The organism is Streptomyces sp. NPDC005761 (assembly GCF_040630635.1).
Lineage (GTDB): Bacteria > Actinomycetota > Actinomycetes > Streptomycetales > Streptomycetaceae > Streptomyces.
Genome location: NZ_JBEXXX010000004.1, coordinates 58,855 through 75,323 on the forward strand (window position 1 = coordinate 58,855; position 16,469 = coordinate 75,323).

At 69.9% G+C, this 16,469-nt stretch carries 14 protein-coding genes; all 14 read left to right on the plus strand.

The features are described 5' to 3' along the window. The 14 genes from ABZ434_RS05605 (at position 1) to ABZ434_RS05670 (ending at position 16,384) form a co-directional block, all read left to right on the plus strand. Positions 1-2,001 (plus strand): penicillin-binding transpeptidase domain-containing protein, encoded by a 2,001-nt coding sequence (locus tag ABZ434_RS05605; RefSeq protein WP_359132332.1) that lies wholly within the window; start codon positions 1-3, stop codon positions 1,999-2,001. A 17-nt stretch (positions 2,002-2,018) separates the two neighbouring features. Further along, positions 2,019-3,737 carry a UDP-N-acetylmuramoyl-L-alanyl-D-glutamate--2,6-diaminopimelate ligase gene (locus ABZ434_RS05610; protein WP_359132335.1) on the plus strand — a complete coding sequence of 573 codons (1,719 nt, stop codon included), beginning with the start codon at positions 2,019-2,021 and terminating at the stop codon, positions 3,735-3,737. A 4-nt stretch (positions 3,738-3,741) separates the two neighbouring features. After that, positions 3,742-5,148: a UDP-N-acetylmuramoyl-tripeptide--D-alanyl-D-alanine ligase gene (gene murF / locus ABZ434_RS05615; protein WP_359132337.1), complete on the plus strand. Its 1,407-nt coding sequence runs from the start codon at positions 3,742-3,744 to the stop codon at positions 5,146-5,148. Then, complete coding sequence (gene mraY / locus ABZ434_RS05620) at positions 5,145-6,215, plus strand: phospho-N-acetylmuramoyl-pentapeptide-transferase (protein WP_359132340.1); 1,071 nt, start codon at positions 5,145-5,147, stop codon at positions 6,213-6,215. Before murF ends, mraY begins: the two co-directional genes overlap by 4 nt. Next, on the plus strand, positions 6,197-7,630 hold the full coding sequence (murD, locus tag ABZ434_RS05625) for a UDP-N-acetylmuramoyl-L-alanine--D-glutamate ligase (protein WP_359132342.1): 1,434 nt from the start codon (positions 6,197-6,199) through the stop codon (positions 7,628-7,630). The genes mraY and murD overlap by 19 nt, the downstream gene beginning before the upstream one ends. A 114-nt stretch (positions 7,631-7,744) precedes the next feature. Continuing rightward, the gene (ftsW, locus tag ABZ434_RS05630) at positions 7,745-9,187 is read left to right on the plus strand and encodes a putative lipid II flippase FtsW (RefSeq protein ID WP_359132344.1); all 1,443 of its coding nucleotides are present in this window, start codon (positions 7,745-7,747) and stop codon (positions 9,185-9,187) included. 6 nt (positions 9,188-9,193) lie between these two features. Continuing rightward, positions 9,194-10,288, plus strand: coding sequence for an undecaprenyldiphospho-muramoylpentapeptide beta-N-acetylglucosaminyltransferase (gene murG, locus ABZ434_RS05635; RefSeq protein ID WP_148017738.1), 1,095 nt, complete (start codon positions 9,194-9,196; stop codon positions 10,286-10,288). 50 nt (positions 10,289-10,338) lie between these two features. Beyond that, complete coding sequence (locus tag ABZ434_RS05640; protein WP_359132347.1) at positions 10,339-11,133, plus strand: FtsQ-type POTRA domain-containing protein; 795 nt, start codon at positions 10,339-10,341, stop codon at positions 11,131-11,133. A gap of 276 nt (positions 11,134-11,409) precedes the next feature. Further along, positions 11,410-12,624 carry a cell division protein FtsZ gene (ftsZ, locus tag ABZ434_RS05645; RefSeq protein ID WP_359132349.1) on the plus strand — a complete coding sequence of 405 codons (1,215 nt, stop codon included), beginning with the start codon at positions 11,410-11,412 and terminating at the stop codon, positions 12,622-12,624. Beyond that, positions 12,621-13,382: a peptidoglycan editing factor PgeF gene (pgeF, locus tag ABZ434_RS05650; protein WP_359132351.1), complete on the plus strand. Its 762-nt coding sequence runs from the start codon at positions 12,621-12,623 to the stop codon at positions 13,380-13,382. Before ftsZ ends, pgeF begins: the two co-directional genes overlap by 4 nt. A gap of 3 nt (positions 13,383-13,385) precedes the next feature. Further along, entirely contained in the window at positions 13,386-14,105 is a 720-nt protein-coding gene (locus ABZ434_RS05655; protein WP_359132353.1) for a YggS family pyridoxal phosphate-dependent enzyme, read from the plus strand. A gap of 125 nt (positions 14,106-14,230) precedes the next feature. Further along, positions 14,231-14,842, plus strand: coding sequence for a cell division protein SepF (gene sepF, locus ABZ434_RS05660; protein ID WP_136328319.1), 612 nt, complete (start codon positions 14,231-14,233; stop codon positions 14,840-14,842). Positions 14,843-14,913: 71 nt separating this feature from the next. After that, positions 14,914-15,198, plus strand: a complete 285-nt coding sequence (locus ABZ434_RS05665; RefSeq protein WP_136328318.1) for a YggT family protein — start codon at positions 14,914-14,916, stop codon at positions 15,196-15,198. 49 nt (positions 15,199-15,247) lie between these two features. Beyond that, positions 15,248-16,384 (plus strand): DivIVA domain-containing protein, encoded by a 1,137-nt coding sequence (locus ABZ434_RS05670; protein ID WP_359132356.1) that lies wholly within the window; start codon positions 15,248-15,250, stop codon positions 16,382-16,384. Positions 16,385-16,469 lie beyond the last annotated feature (85 nt).

Genomic DNA, 16,469 nt, shown 5'->3' on the forward strand with positions numbered 1-16,469 from the left:
GTGCCCTCCCAGGAACCACCGCGCCGCCGGGTACCCGGCCCCGCGCGTCCGCGTAACGCGGCAGCCCGCTCCGGCCGCCCCCGGCCCGCCGCCCGCCCCGAGCCGCGACGGCGGCCCTCGTCCGCGGCGCCGCGCGGACGGACACCTCGCGGCCGCTCCTCGCGGCCGCTGCGCCTCGGCAGCCCACGGCCGCGACTGCGGCTGGTCAGCCTGGCCCTGACCCTCGTCATGATCGCGTTCGTCGTCCGGCTCCTCCAGGTGCAGGCCGTGGATGCCAACGCCTACGCGGCCAAGGCAGAGAAGAACCGCTACCTCAGCTACACCGTCGCCGCAGAGCGGGGCGAGATCACCGACCGCGGCGGCATCGCGCTGGCCACCAGCGTCGACGCGTACGACATCACCGCGGACCCCAAGATGTTCACTCCCGAGGACAGCAAGGCATCCGACGCGCCCCAGCAGGCCGCCGCACTCCTCGCGCCCATCCTCGGTGTCGACAGGGCCGAACTGACCAAGAAGCTGTCGAAGCCGAAGAGCCGCTACACGGTGCTGGCCCGCAGGCAGACCCCGCAGGTCTGGACGCAGATCAAGGACCTCAAGTCCGTCTTCGCCGAGAAGGCCGAGAAGGACAGGGCGGCCGGCGGGCCCGGAGCCAATGTGCTGGCCGGCGTCTTCCAGGAGCCGACCACCAAACGCGTCTACCCCAACGGCGGCCTCGCCGCCGGGATACTCGGTTACGTCAACGCCGAGGGCAAGGGCGCGGGCGGCCTCGAATCGCAGCTGGACACGGAACTCGCGGGCGAGGACGGCACGATCAAGTACGCGCAGTCCGGCGGCCGCCGGGTGCCCACGGCGGGCACCAAGGAGGTCCCCGCGGTCGCCGGCACCGACATCGAGCTGACCATCGACCGTGACATCCAGTGGGCGGCCCAGAAGGCCATCTCCGACCAGGTCGCCAAGTCCAAGGCCGACCGCGGCTACGTCGTCGTGCAGAACACCCGTACCGGCGAGGTCCTCGCCATGGCCAACGCGCCGGGCTTCGACCCCAACGACCTCTCGCAGGCCGACGCCGCCTCGCTGGGAAACGCGGCGCTCCAGGACGTGTACGAGCCCGGTTCCACCAGCAAGGTCATGTCGATGGCCGCCGTGCTGGAGGAGGGTGCCGCCACACCCGGCACCCATGTCACGGTCCCCAACCGCCTGCACCGCGGCGACCGGCTCTTCAAGGACGACATCGACCACCCGACCTGGTACCTCACGCTCAACGGCGTACTCGCCAAGTCCAGCAACATCGGCACCATCCTGGCCACCGGCCAGCTGGGCAGGACCCAGGCCGAATCCAACAAGGTGCTCTACACCTACCTGCGCAAATTCGGCATCGGCTCACCGACCGGACTCGGCTACCCGGGTGAGACCGCCGGAATCCTCGCCAAGCCGCAGGACTGGTCGACCTCGCAGCAGTACACGATCCCGTTCGGCCAGGGACTCTCCCTCAACGCCATGCAGGCGGCCTCGATCTACTCCACGATCGCCAACGGCGGGGTCCGCATCGAACCGACCCTCGTCCGCGGCACCAAGGGCGCCGACGGCCGCTTCACCCCCGCGGAGGCGCCCGGGCAGACCAGGGTGGTCAGCGAGAAGACGGCCAAGACGCTGGCCAGCATGCTGGAGTCGGTCGTCGGCGACGAGGAGGGCACCGGTACGAAGGCGAAGATCCCCGGTTACCGGGTCGCGGGCAAGACCGGTACGGCCAACCGAGTCGATCCGGTCCGCGGCGGCTACCACGGCTACACCGCCTCCTTCGCCGGTTTCGCCCCCGCCGACAACCCTCAGCTCACCGTCTACTGCGCCATCCAGAACCCCACCAAGGGCAGCTACTTCGGCGGCCAGATCTGCGGACCCATCTACAAGCAGGTCATGGAATTCGCGCTGAAGACGCTGCAGACCGCACCCACCGGCGACGAGCCGGCCCGGCTGCCGGTGTCCTTCGAACCCGGCGAGTGAACTCGGGGAGACCATCAGTGACAACCATCACCCCCGATCCGGAAAACCGGAACGGGAACCACCGCACCCCCGCCCCCTCACTTCGCGAGAGGCCGGGTGCGCCCGGTACGCTCACCGCCGTGCCCCACGCTGAACAGTCCCGAACCACCCAGAAGGACGCCCCTGTGAACTACCCGGGAGCGCCCCGCCCGGATCGGCTGCGGCCGACAACCCTGGTCACGCTGGCAGCCCGGCTGGGAGCAGAACCACCGGGCGACGGTGAAGTCACCGGCATCACCCACGACTCCCGGGCCGTACGTCCGGGGGACGTGTACGCGGCGCTGCCGGGTGCCCGTCTGCACGGTGCCGACTTCACCGCCCAGGCCGCCGGTCTCGGCGCCGCCGCGATCCTCACCGACCCGTCGGGCGCCGAACGCGCCGCGGCCACCGGACTCCCGGTGCTGGTCACCGAGGATCCGCGCGGCCGGATGGGCGAACTCGCCGCCGAGATCTACGGCCACCCCGGCACCGGCCTGCTCCAGATCGGCATCACCGGAACATCCGGCAAGACCACGACCGCCTACCTCGTCGAGGGCGGCTTCCGCGGCGCCGGACGCAGTACGGGCCTCATCGGCACCGTGGAGATGCGGATCGGCGACGAGCGCATCAAGTCCGAGCGCACCACTCCTGAAGCCACGGATCTGCAGGCCCTGTTCGCCGTCATGCGCGAACGCGGCGTGGACGCGGTGACGATGGAGGTGTCCAGCCACGCCCTGGTGCTCGGCCGGGTCGACGGCTGCGTCTTCGACGTCGCGGTCTTCAACAACCTGAGCCCGGAGCACATGGAGTTCCACTCCGGCATGGAGGACTACTTCCAGGCGAAGGCCCGGCTGTTCACCCCGCAGCGCAGCAGGCAGGGAGTCGTCAACTACGACGACGAGTACGGCCGCAGGCTGATCACCGAGGCCTCCGTCCCGGTCACCACGTTCTCCGCCGAGGGCCACCCCGACGCCGACTGGCGCGCCGAGGACGTCGAGGTGGGCCAGCTCGGCTCCACCTTCACCGTCGTCGGGCCCAAGGACGAGCGGGCCACGGCCAAGGCCCCGCTGCCCGGCCCGTTCAACGTGGCCAACACCCTCGCGGCGATCGTCACCCTCGCCGTGGCCGGGATCGACCCGCAGACCGCGGCCGACGGCGTCGCCGCCGTGCCCGGCGTGCCCGGCCGGCTGGAACGGGTGGACGCCGGCCAGCCGTACCTCGCGCTCGTCGACTACGCGCACAAGACCGATGCCGTCGAGTCGGTGCTGCGCTCCCTGCAGAAGGTCACCGAGGGCAAACTGCACATCGTCCTCGGCTGCGGCGGCGACCGCGACACCACCAAACGCGGCCCGATGGGCGCGGCCGCGGCCCGGCTCGCCGACACCGCCGTGCTGACCTCCGACAACCCCCGCTCCGAGGACCCCCTCGGGATCCTCGCCGCCATGCTCGCGGGCGCGGCCGAAGTGCCCGTGCACGAACGCGGTGACGTCCTGGTCGACGCCGACCGGGCCGCCGCCATCGCGGCCGCCGTCGGACGCGCCGGCCCCGGGGACACCGTGCTCATCGCCGGCAAGGGCCACGAGCAGGGCCAGGACGTCCACGGAGTGGTGCGCCCCTTCGACGACCGGGTGGTCCTGCGCACAGCCATCGAGCGGTCCCTGGGACACGAGAACGCCACCCACCGTGCCCCCACCCACGAGAACAACAGTCAGGGATGACCAAGTGATCGCCCTTTCACTCGCCGAGATCACCGAAATCGTCGGCGGGCAGTCGTACGACATACCGGATCCGGCGGTAACCGTCAGCGGGCCCGTCGTCATCGACTCCCGGGAGGTGAAGCAAGGCAGCCTCTTCGTCGCGTTCGCCGGTGAACGCGTCGACGGCCACGACTACGCGCAGCGTGCCGTGGAGGCGGGCGCGGCAGTCGTCCTGGCCGCCCGTCCCGTCGGCGTCCCCGCGATCGTCGTCGACGACGTGGTGGCGGCGCTCGGCGCGCTCGCCCGCGCCGTCGTCGGGCGCCTCGGCACCACCGTCGTCGCCCTCACCGGATCCGCCGGCAAGACCTCCACCAAGGACCTGATCGCCCAGCTCCTGGAGCGCAAGGGCCCCACCGTCTACCCGGCAGGCAACCTCAACAACGAGATCGGTCTGCCGCTCACCGCACTGCGCGCCACCGAGGAGACCCAGCACCTGGTCCTCGAAATGGGTGCCCGCTACATCGGCGACATCTGTTACCTCACCGGGCTCGTCCCGCCTCGGATCGGCCTCGTCCTCAACGTCGGCACCGCGCACATCGGCGAATTCGGCGGACGCGAGCAGATCGCCCAGGCCAAGGGCGAGATGGTCGAGTCCCTCCCTGCGGACGGCCTCGCCGTCCTCAACGCCGACGATCCGCTCGTCCGCGCCATGACCTCCCGGACCAAGGCCCGGGTGCTGCTCTTCGGTGAAGCCGCGGATGCGGACGTACGGGGTGAGAACGTCCGTCTCACCGAGGACGGACGCCCCGCCTTCAGGCTCCACACACCCACCGGGTGCAGCGATGTGACCATGCGCCTGTACGGTGAGCATCACGTGTCGAACGCGCTCGCCGCGGCCGCCGTCGCCCATGAGCTGGGCCTGTCCGCAGACGAGATCGCCGTGGCGCTCTCCGAGTCGGGCACCCTCTCCCGCTGGCGCATGGAGGTCACCGAGCGTCCGGACGGCGTGACGTTCGTCAATGACGCCTACAACGCCAACCCCGAATCCATGAAGGCCGCGCTGCGCGCGCTGGCCGCCATGGGGAAGGGGCGTCGTACGTGGGCGGTGCTCGGCCAGATGGCCGAGCTCGGCGACGCCTCGCTCACCGAGCACGACGCGGTCGGACGGCTTGCCGTCCGGCTCAACGTCAGCAAGCTCGTCGCGGTCGGGGGCAGAGAAGCCTCCTGGCTGCAACTGGGCGCATACAACGAGGGTTCGTGGGGTGAGGAGTCGGTGCATGTGTCCGACGCACAGGCTGCCGTCGACCTGTTGCGCAGTGAACTGCGCCCGGGAGACGTCGTGCTGGTGAAGGCGTCCCGGTCGGTCGGCCTGGAGCAGGTTGTCAGTGCACTGCTGGACAACGCGACCGAGGGTGAGGTCTCCGGCCGATGAGGCAGATCCTCTTCGCGGGGGCCATCGGGCTCTTCCTGACCCTGGTCGGTACCCCGCTGCTGATCAAGCTGCTGGCCCGCAAGGGATACGGGCAGTTCATCCGGGACGACGGCCCTCGCACCCACGGATCGAAGCAGGGCACGCCCACCATGGGCGGCATCGCCTTCATCCTGGCGACGATCATCGCGTACCTCCTGGCCAAGGTGATCACCGGCGAGGACATGCGCTTCTCCGGTGTCCTGGTCCTCTTCCTGATGGCCGGCATGGGGCTCGTCGGCTTCCTCGACGACTACATCAAGATCGTCAAGCAGCGTTCGCTGGGTCTGCGGGCCAAGGCCAAGATGGCCGGCCAGCTGATCGTCGGCATCGCCTTCGCGGTGCTCTCGCTCCAGTTCGCCGACGTCCGCGGCAACACCCCCGCCTCCACCAGGCTCTCGTTCGTCGAGGACTTCGGCTGGTCGATCGGCCCGGTGCTGTTCGTGCTCTGGGCACTCTTCATGATTCTCGCCATGTCCAACGGCGTGAACCTGACGGACGGTCTGGACGGCCTGGCCACCGGCGCGTCGGTGATGGTCTTCGGTGCCTACACCTTCATCGGGCTCTGGCAGTTCCAGGAGTCCTGTGCCAACGCGTCCACGCTCACCAACCCGAGCGCCTGCTTCGAAGTACGAGATCCACTCGACCTCGCGGTCGTGGCCTCCGCACTCATGGGCTCCTGCTTCGGCTTCCTGTGGTGGAACACCTCGCCCGCAAAGATCTTCATGGGCGACACCGGCTCGCTCGCCCTCGGCGGCGCGCTCGCCGGTCTGGCGATCTGCTCCCGCACGGAGTTCCTGATGGCGGTGCTCGGCGGCCTCTTCGTGATGATCACGATGTCCGTCGTCATCCAGGTCGGCTCGTTCAAGATGACCGGCAAGCGCGTCTTCCGGATGGCACCGCTCCAGCACCACTTCGAACTCAAGGGGTGGTCCGAAGTCCTTGTCGTGGTCCGCTTCTGGATCATCCAGGGCATGTGCGTGATCGTCGGCCTCGGCCTCTTCTACGCAGGATGGGCAGCCAAGAAGTGAGCAACGTGGACTGGCAGGGCAAGCACGTCACGGTCGCCGGACTCGGGGTCTCCGGGATCCCGGCGGCCCGGGTGCTGCACGGCCTCGGCGCCGTCGTCACCGTGGTCAACGACGGGGACGACGAGCGCTCCCGCGGCCAGGCCGCGGAGCTGGAGGCGCAGGGCATCACCGTGCGCCTCGGCGACGGGGCCACCCTGCCGAAGTCCACCGAGCTCATCGTCACCACCCCGGGCTGGAAGCCCGACAAGCCGCTCTTCGCCGCAGCCGCCGAGGCGGGCGTCCCGGTCTGGGGCGACGTCGAACTGGCCTGGCGGCTGCGCGGACCCGGTGCCGCCCCCTGGCTGGCGGTCACCGGCACCAACGGCAAGACGACGACGGTACGGATGCTCGCCTCGATCCTGGAGGCCGCGGGTCTGCGCACCGCCGCCGTCGGCAACATCGGGGTCTCGCTCCTGGACGCGGTCCTCGGCGAGGAGACGTACGACGTCCTGGCCGTCGAGCTCTCCAGCTACCAGTTGCACTGGTCGCCCTCGCTGCGCGCCCACTCCGCGGCCGTCCTCAACCTGGCCCCCGACCACCTCGACTGGCACGGTTCCATGGAGGCGTACGTCGCCGACAAGGGCCGGATCTACGAGGGCAACACCGTTGCCTGCGTCTACAACGTGGCGGACCCGGCCACCGAGGACCTGGTGCGCGAGGCGGACGTGGAGGAGGGCTGCCGGGCGATCGGCTTCACGCTCGGCACCCCCGGGCCCTCCCAGCTCGGGGTCGTCGACGGCATCCTCGTCGACCGCGCCTTCGTGACGAACCGGCAGAAGCAGGCCCAGGAGCTCGCCGAGGTCGCGGACGTGAACCCGCCCGCCCCGCACAACATCGCCAACGCCCTCGCGGCCGCGGCGCTGGCCCGGGCCTTCGGTGTCGAGCCCGCCGCCGTGCGCGACGGGCTGCGGGCCTTCCGCCCGGACCCGCACCGCATCGAGCACGTCGCGGAGGTCGGCGGAGTCACCTACATCGACGACTCCAAGGCCACCAACACCCATGCCGCCGAGGCGTCCCTGGCCGCCTACGACCCGATCGTCTGGATCGCCGGCGGCCTGGCCAAGGGCGCCGCCTTCGACGAGCTGGTGGCCGGCTGCGCGGCGCGCCTGCGGGGTGTCGTGCTGATGGGAGCCGACCGGGCCCTCATCCGCGAAGCCCTCGCGCGACACGCGCCCGAGGTCCCGGTGACCGACCTCGACCGGACCGACACTGGGGCGATGTCGGAGGCGGTCCGCGAGGCGGCACGGCTCGCCCGGCCGGGAGACACCGTACTGATGGCTCCGGCCTGCGCCTCGATGGACATGTTCGTCAATTACAACAAGCGGGGCGAGGCCTTCGCGGACGCCGTCCGCACGCTCGCCGCCGAGAGCGCCTGACGGGCCCGGCCTGAGCGCCGTACGGTCCCGGAGCACCCGGGTACGGACGGTTGTGCCGGGGCCCGGGCCCCGGCTCCGAAGCCCCGGGCACGAGCAGTGGAGGGGACAGGGACCATGCCGGCCGAAGAGAGCTCTGCCGCACGCCGCGGGGGCCGCTCACGGGCGACCCCGGCGATCAGCCGGGCGCTCCACTCGCCCCTCCTCGCCGCCGGGGGCGCACCGCTCCCCACCGGTCTCGCACTGCGCGTGCGGCCCGCAGCGGGCGCCCGACGGCCCTCTGCGGCGCGCTCCAGAACCTCCGGCGGCCCCCGCTCGCCCCGGGGCGGCGGGGCGCGGCGGCTGTACGAGCAGGCGCGCCGGGCGTGGGACCGCCCGCTGACCGCGTACTACCTGATCCTGGGTGCCGGGCTGCTCATCACCGTGCTCGGCCTCGTGATGGTGTACTCCGCCTCGATGATCAAGGCGCTGGAGCTCGGCAAGCCGGGCACGTACTTCTTCCGCAAGCAGTTCCTCGCCGCCGTCATCGGGGCCGGGCTCATGGCGGCCGCTGCCCGGATGCCCGTCAAACTGCACCGGGCCCTGTCCTACCCCCTGCTGATGGGCGCCGTCTTCCTGATGGTGCTGGTCCAGGTGCCGGGGATAGGGATGTCGGTCAACGGCAACCGGAACTGGCTCTACCTGGGCGGCCCCTTCCAGCTCCAGCCCAGTGAGTTCGGCAAGCTGGCCCTCGTCCTGTGGGGGGCCGACCTGCTCGCCCGCAAACAGGACAAACGGCTGCTGACCCAGTGGAAGCACATGCTCGTCCCCCTGGTTCCGGTCGCCTTCATGCTGCTCGGACTGATCATGCTCGGCGGTGACATGGGCACTGCGATCATTCTCACCGCCGTCCTGTTCGGACTGCTCTGGCTGGCCGGAGCGCCGACCCGGCTGTTCGCCGGAGTGCTCGCCTCCGCCGGTCTGATCGCCTTCCTGCTGATCAAGACCAGCCCGAACCGGATGTCCCGCCTCGACTGCATGGGCGCCAGCGAGCCGGGCCCCGGAGGCTCGTGCTGGCAGGCCGTGCACGGCATCTACGCCCTGGCGTCCGGCGGATGGTTCGGATCCGGGCTCGGTGCAAGTGTGGAAAAGTGGGGTCAACTGCCTGAACCTCACACCGACTTCATCTTCGCCATCACAGGGGAGGAACTGGGGTTGGCGGGGACGCTGTCGGTACTCGCCCTCTTCGCGGCTCTAGGCTATGCGGGTATCCGCGTGGCCGGACGCACGGAGGACCCCTTCGTGAGGTACGCAGCGGGAGGTGTGACCACCTGGATCACGGCCCAGGCCGTGATCAACATCGGTGCGGTGCTCGGCCTGCTGCCGATCGCCGGTGTCCCGCTCCCGCTGTTCTCCTACGGGGGGTCGGCCCTGTTGCCGACCATGTTCGCTGTCGGGTTGCTGATCGCGTTCGCGCGAGCGGATCCCGCCGCGAAGGCGGCCCTGGCCATGCGGAGGCCCGGGGTGAGATGGAAGACGATGAGACGGCGCGTCAAGAAGCGTCCGTCCGGAGAGCGGTGAATTTCGGTGCATGTCGTACTCGCCGGTGGGGGGACCGCCGGCCACATCGAGCCCGCGCTTGCCCTCGCGGACGCACTGCGCAGGCAGGACCCGAGCGTGGGAATCACCGCTCTGGGCACGGAGCGCGGACTCGAGACCAGGCTCGTACCCGAGCGGGGGTACGAACTCGCCCTGATCCCGGCCGTACCGCTGCCGCGCAAACCCACCCCTGAACTCATCACCGTCCCGGGCAGGCTGCGCGGCACCATCAAGGCCGCCGAGCAGATCCTGGAGCGCACCAAGGCGGACTGCGTGGTCGGCTTCGGCGGCTACGTGGCGCTGCCCGGCTACCTGGCGGCCAAGCGCGCCGGGGTGCCGATCGTGGTGCACGAGGCCAACGCCCGGCCGGGCCTCGCCAACAAGATCGGTTCGCGGTACGCGCACGGGGTCGCCGTCTCCACCCCCGACAGCAAGCTCCGGGGTGCCCGCTACATCGGCATCCCGCTGCGCCGCACCATCGCCACGCTGGACCGGGCCCGGGTCCGCCCCGAGGCGCGCGCCGCCTTCGGCCTCGACCCCAACCTGCCGACGCTGCTGGTCTCCGGAGGCTCGCAGGGCGCCCGCCACCTCAACGAGGTGGTCCAGCGGGTCGCGCCGCTGCTCCAGCGCTCCGGGATCCAGATCCTGCACGTCGTCGGTCCCAAGAACGAAATGCCGCGCGTCGACAACATGCCCGGGATGCCGCCCTACATCCCGGTACCGTACGTGGACCGGATGGATCTCGCGTACGCCGCGGCCGACATGATGCTCTGCCGCGCGGGCGCGATGACCGTCGCCGAACTCTCCGCCGTCGGGCTCCCCGCCGCGTACGTCCCGTTGCCGATCGGCAACGGCGAACAGCGGCTCAACGCCCAGCCGGTGGTCAACGCCGGCGGCGGACTGCTGGTGGACGACGCGGCGCTCACCCCCGAGTGGGTGCAGGGCAACGTCCTCCCGGTGCTTTCGGATCCGCACCGGTTGTACGAAATGTCCCGGGCCGCCGCCGAGTTCGGCCGCCGGGACGCCGACGATCTGCTGGTCGGCATGGTGTACGAGGCGATCGCCGCACGCCGCGGCGCGTGAGGCGGACGGGTCCGGGGGCGGCGCCCCCGGACCCGGCATAAGGAGCGAGCGTGGCCGGACCGACGACCGCCCAGCGCGGTGCAGGGCAGCAGAACGACACCCCGGACCGCCCGCCGCGCCCGCGGGCGGAGGGGCGCCGCATGTCCCGGCGCACGCTCGTGATCGTGATCGCCGCCGCCGTGCTGCTGCTCGGTTCCGGCGCCGTGTGGGCGCTCTACGGCTCCTCCTGGCTCCGCGCCGAGAAGGTCCGGATCACCGGTGTCGACGTACTGACTCCGGCCGAGGTGGAGGCTGCGGCGGCGGTGCCGATGGGTGCCCCGCTGATCTCCGTCGACACGGACGCCGTCGCCGCGAGGTTGCGCCAGAAGTTGCCTCGTATCGACTCGGTGGATGTCGTACGGTCATGGCCGCACGACATCGGACTTAAGGTGACCGAACGACAGCCGGTCCTGTTGGTGAAAAAGGGTGGAAAATTCATCGAAGTGGACGCCGAAGGCGTGCGCTTCGCCACGGTGGACAAGGCTCCCGGGCGGGTACCCCTGCTGGAACTGACACCCGGTCAGTCCGCAAGCCGGCTCCGGTTCGGCAGTGACCGGCTGGTGCGGGAAGCGGTCCGGGTCGCCGGCGATCTCCCGGATGCCGTCGCCAGGGAGACCCGCATCGTGCGAGTCATCTCGTACGATGCGGTCAGCCTGGGGCTCACCGGAGGCCGCACGGTGATCTGGGGGAGCAGTGAAGAAGGTGTGGTGAAGGCGAGAGTCCTCACCGCTCTCATGAAAGCTGCTCCCAAAGCAGGACACTTCGACGTGAGTGCACCCACCGCTCCGGCGGTGTCGGGTAGTTGACGCACATTTGGCCTGGCCAGCACCCTGGTTGGTCAGCGCTACGGGTGATCACATAGGGTGAAAAGAAAAACGGGAGGTTCGGCGTGTTCGTTGAACGTGCGCCACTTGTCGACTTAGTGTCCTGTTCGGAAGAGTCCATGAAGCAGACACACTGGTAACCCTAAACTTCAACGTTAGGGTTTGGGTCGGCGTTCGGACCGTCCCAATCGGCATCCGTCGTCGCGGCGGGACTACCGCCAAGCGACGACACGTAACTCGAGGCGAGAGGCCTTCGACGTGGCAGCACCGCAGAACTACCTCGCAGTCATCAAGGTCATCGGTGTCGGCGGCGGTGGTGTCAATGCCATCAACCGAATGATCGAGGTCGGTCTCAAGGGCGTCGAGTTCATCGCGATCAACACGGATGCGCAAGCCCTGTTGATGAGCGACGCCGACGTCAAGCTCGACGTCGGTCGTGAACTCACCCGCGGCCTCGGCGCCGGGGCGAACCCGGCCGTCGGTCGTAAGGCGGCAGAGGACCACCGTGAAGAGATCGAGGAGGTCCTCAAGGGGGCCGACATGGTCTTCGTCACCGCAGGAGAAGGCGGCGGCACCGGCACCGGTGGCGCACCCGTCGTCGCCAACATCGCGCGCTCGCTCGGCGCCCTGACGATCGGCGTGGTCACCCGCCCGTTCACTTTCGAGGGCCGGCGTCGCGCGAACCAGGCGGAGGACGGCATCGCCGAACTCCGCGAAGAGGTCGACACCCTCATCGTCATTCCCAACGACCGGCTGCTGTCCATCTCGGACCGCCAGGTCAGCGTGCTCGACGCGTTCAAGTCGGCGGACCAGGTACTGCTCTCGGGCGTCCAGGGCATCACCGACCTCATCACCACCCCGGGTCTGATCAACCTCGACTTCGCCGACGTCAAGTCGGTCATGTCCGAGGCCGGATCGGCGCTCATGGGTATCGGCTCGGCCCGCGGCGACGACCGTGCGGTGGCCGCGGCGGAGATGGCGATCTCCTCGCCACTCCTGGAGGCGTCCATCGACGGCGCCCGCGGCGTCCTGCTCTCCATCTCCGGCGGCAGCGACCTCGGTCTCTTCGAGATCAACGAGGCCGCGCAGCTGGTGAGCGAGGCGGCACACCCCGAGGCGAACATCATCTTCGGTGCGGTCATCGACGACGCGCTCGGCGACGAGGTGCGGGTCACCGTGATCGCGGCGGGCTTCGACGGCGGACAGCCCCCGGCCCGCCGGGAGAACGTCCTCGGTGCGAACTCCACCAAGCGCGAGGAGCCGGCTCCGCCGGTCCGGGCCGCCGAGCCCGTGCGCCAGTCGAGCGGACTGGGTTCCGTGCCCCCGCGCGAGGAGCCCCCGGTCCAGGCCGAGCCGGTTCCGGTGGCTCATGAGAGCCACCTTCCGCCGGTCGCCCCGCCGCACGTCCCGCCGGCCCGTCCCTACCAGGACTCCCAGGCCGAAGAGCTGGACGTACCGGACTTCTTGAAGTGATAGGTCCGCACCACTCAGTGAGTCACAAGGATTCTGTTTCTTCGGACGGCGGCGCTCACTTCTCCTTCACCGACAGGTGGGGCGGGGTGAGCGCCGCTCCGTACGCGGAGCTCAACCTCGGCGGGGCGGTGGGTGACGACCCGGCCGCCGTCCTGGCCAACCGGGCCCTCGCCGCCCGGGCCCGCGGATTCGATCCGGCGCAGGTCGTCTGGATGAACCAGGTGCACGGGCGGGACGTCGCCGTCGTCGACGGCCCCTGGGGCGACACCGGCGCGATTCCCGCTGTGGACGCCGTGGTGACCGCGCGGCGCGGACTCCCGCTCGCCGTCCTCACCGCCGACTGCACCCCCGTACTGCTCGCCGACCCGGTCGCCGGAATCGTCGCAGCAGCACACGCGGGCCGTCCCGGGCTGGTTGCCGGAATCGTGCCCGCCGCGGTCGAGGCCATGATCGCAATCGGCGCGGACCCCGCCCGCATCACCGCCCGCACCGGCCCGGCCGTCTGCGGCCGGTGCTACGAGGTGCCGGCCGGCATGCGGGACGAGGTCGCCGCGGTGGTCCCCGCCTCGTGGTCCGAGACCAGCTGGGGCACCCCGGCGGTGGACGTGACCGCCGGAGTGCATGCGCAACTCGCGGACCTCGGCGTCACCGACCGGCAGGCGTCGCCCGTCTGCACCCTCGAATCGGGCGATCACTTCTCGTATCGGCGCGACCGCACCACCGGGCGGCTCGCCGGATATGTCTGGCTGGACGGATAGGGCATGACGGACCGTAAGGCGCAACTCACAGCAAATCTCGCACAGGTGGAGGAACGCATTGCTTCCGCCTGCGCCTCCGCCGGTCGCAAACGGGAAGAGGTGACTCTCATCGTGGTCACCAAGACCTACCCGGCGAGCGACGTGCGAATCCTGCATGAACTCGGTGCGCGCCACGTCGCGGAGAACCGTGACCAGGATGCGGCCCCCAAGGCCACCGAATGTGCGGATCTGTCCCTCACATGGCACTTTGTCGGCCAATTGCAGACGAACAAGGTCCGATCCGTGGCGAGTTATGCCGATGTCGTGCAGTCGGTGGACCGTACGAAGCTGGTGACCGCGCTCTCGGCCGCGGCCGGCCGCGGCGGGCGCGAACTCGGGTGCCTCATCCAGGTCGCGCTCGACGCGGAGAGCGGTGAGCGGGGGGAGCGCGGCGGTGTCGCCCCCGACGGGATCGAGGAGTTGGCCGACGCGGTCGCGTCGGCGCCCGGGCTCCGGCTGGACGGTCTGATGACCGTCGCGCCGCTCGCCGGGCCGTTCGCCGGAAGGCAACGGGCCGCGTTCGACCGGCTGATGGAATTCTCATCCCGGCTGCGCGGGAACCATCCGGCTGCGAACATGGTCTCTGCAGGGATGAGTGCGGACCTCGAGGACGCGGTTGCGGCCGGAGCGACACATGTGCGCGTCGGTACTGCGGTACTCGGAGTCCGACCCGGGCTCGGGTAACGTCGCCAAGCAAGTCGGACCACAGCAGAAAATATGGTCATTACCCGCTATGGCGGGCAGGCCACAGTGGATCGCGGGCACTTGGTGACAGATGCCGATCCACCACAGAGCGGAGGACTCAGAGCATGGCCGGCGCGATGCGCAAGATGGCGGTCTACCTCGGCCTCGTGGAGGACGATGGGTACGACGGTCCGGGGTTCGACCCCGACGACGAATTCGAACCCGAGCCGGAGCCCGAACGCGACCGGCGTCGGCACCAGCCCGCGCATCAGGTGGAGCGGGAGCGGGACGAACCGGTACGAGTGGTGCAGCCTCCGGCGCAGCGGGAGCCGGTTCAGATTCCGGCGGAGAGAGAGCGACCCGCCCGAATCGCCCCCGTGGCATCCATCACACCTGAACGCCCGAACATGGAGAAGAACGCACCGGTGATCATGCCCAAGGTCGTGTCCGAGCGGGAGCCGTACCGCATCACCACGCTGCACCCCAGGACGTACAACGAGGCCCGTACCATCGGGGAACACTTCCGTGAGGGCACTCCGGTGATCATGAATCTCACGGAGATGGACGATACGGACGCAAAGCGACTTGTCGACTTTGCCGCGGGACTCGTCTTCGGTCTCCATGGCAGCATTGAACGAGTGACGCAGAAGGTGTTCCTGTTGTCGCCTGCTAACGTCGATGTCACGGCGGAGGACAAGGCCCGCATCGCAGAGGGCGGATTCTTCAACCAGAGCTGAGAACACGACACCGGGAACAACCCGGCCGCGAGGCCGGAGCTACGAGAGCCAGGGGAGAGGGAAGCGCGAGGATGGGCGTCGCACAAAGTGTTGTCTACATCGCGTTGATGTGTTTCCTCATCGTGCTGATTTTCCGGCTGGTCATGGACTACGTCTTCCAGTTCGCACGTTCATGGCAGCCGGGCAAGCCGATGGTGGTCGTCCTTGAGGCCACTTACACAGTCACCGATCCACCGCTGAAGCTCCTGCGGCGGTTCATCCCGCCGCTGCGTCTCGGGGGCGTGGCACTCGACCTGTCCTTCTTCGTTCTGATGATCATCGTTTCCATCCTGATCAGCATCGTGACCAGGCTGTGAGCGATACGGTCCTGCCGACTGCCGACGACTACGTAGAGGTGAAGAAGAGATGCCGCTGACCCCCGAGGACGTGCGGAACAAGCAGTTCACGACGGTCCGCCTCCGAGAAGGCTATGACGAGGACGAGGTCGATGCCTTCCTCGACGAGGTCGAGTCCGAGCTGACCCGCCTGCTCCGTGAGAACGAGGACCTGCGCGCCAAGCTGGCCGCCGCCACGCGTGCCGCCGCGCAGAACCAGCAGCAGCAAGGTATGCGCAAGCCGGAGCCGCAGGACCGGCCCGGTGCACCTGTGCCCGCCGCCATATCTGGTCCGCCGGTCCAGCAGCAGCCCCCGCAGATGGGTCCGCCCCAGCTGCCCGGTGGAGCTCCTCAGCTGCCGGCCGGTCCCAGTGGCCACGGCCCCCAGGGTCCGCACGGCCCCGGTCCGCAGGGCCCGCACGGCCCCGGCCCGATGCAGGGCGGTCCCATGGGCGGACCGATGGGTGGCCCCATGGGCGGTCACAACCCGCAGCAGCAGATGCAGCAGATGCAGCAGCAGCAGCCGCCGCAGATGCAGCAGGGCCCCGGTGGCGACAGTGCCGCCCGTGTCCTCTCCCTGGCGCAGCAGACCGCCGACCAGGCGATCGCGGAGGCCCGTTCCGAGGCCAACAAGATCGTCGGTGAGGCGCGCAGTCGTGCCGAGGGCCTGGAGCGGGACGCGCGTGCCAAGGCGGACGCGCTGGAGCGGGACGCGCAGGAGAAGCACCGCGTGGCGATGGGCTCGCTGGAGTCGGCCCGCGCGACGCTGGAGCGCAAGGTCGAGGACCTGCGTGGCTTCGAGCGCGAGTACCGGACCCGTCTGAAGTCCTACCTGGAGAGCCAGCTGCGTCAGCTGGAGACCCAGGCCGACGACTCGCTGGCTCCGCCGCGGACGCCGGCGGCCGCTTCGCTGCCGCCGTCGCCTTCGCTGGCCCCGGCCGGTGCCGGTGCCATGGGTCACACCATGGGCGGCAACCACGGCGGACACGGCAACCAGCAGATGGGCGGCAACCCGTCCATGGGCGGTGGGCCGTCCTACGGGGGCCAGCAGCAGATGTCGCCGGCGATGACCCAGCCGATGGCACCGGTGCGGCCGCAGGCGCCGCAGCCGATGCAGCAGGCGCCGTCGCCGATGCGTGGGTTCCTGATCGACGAGGACGACAACTGAGCGGTTCGCGCTCGCTGAGCGCGTAGCCGTCGGCAGGCTGAGGGCCGGGCCCCGGGGATTCCCCGGGGCCCGGCCCTTTGCCGTG

Excerpts from the sequence above, each read along its gene's own strand:
- mraY (WP_359132340.1), top strand. The coding sequence starts at position 5,145 with ATGAGGCAGATCCTCTTCGCGGGGGCCATCGGGCTCTTCCTGACCCTG.
- ABZ434_RS05670 (WP_359132356.1), top strand. The coding sequence starts at position 15,248 with ATGCCGCTGACCCCCGAGGACGTGCGGAACAAGCAGTTCACGACGGTC.
- murD (WP_359132342.1), top strand. The coding sequence starts at position 6,197 with ATGGGCAGCCAAGAAGTGAGCAACGTGGACTGGCAGGGCAAGCACGTC.
- ftsW (WP_359132344.1), top strand. The coding sequence starts at position 7,745 with ATGCCGGCCGAAGAGAGCTCTGCCGCACGCCGCGGGGGCCGCTCACGG.
- ABZ434_RS05665 (WP_136328318.1), top strand. The coding sequence starts at position 14,914 with ATGGGCGTCGCACAAAGTGTTGTCTACATCGCGTTGATGTGTTTCCTC.
- ABZ434_RS05655 (WP_359132353.1), top strand. The coding sequence starts at position 13,386 with ATGACGGACCGTAAGGCGCAACTCACAGCAAATCTCGCACAGGTGGAG.
- sepF (WP_136328319.1), top strand. The coding sequence starts at position 14,231 with ATGGCCGGCGCGATGCGCAAGATGGCGGTCTACCTCGGCCTCGTGGAG.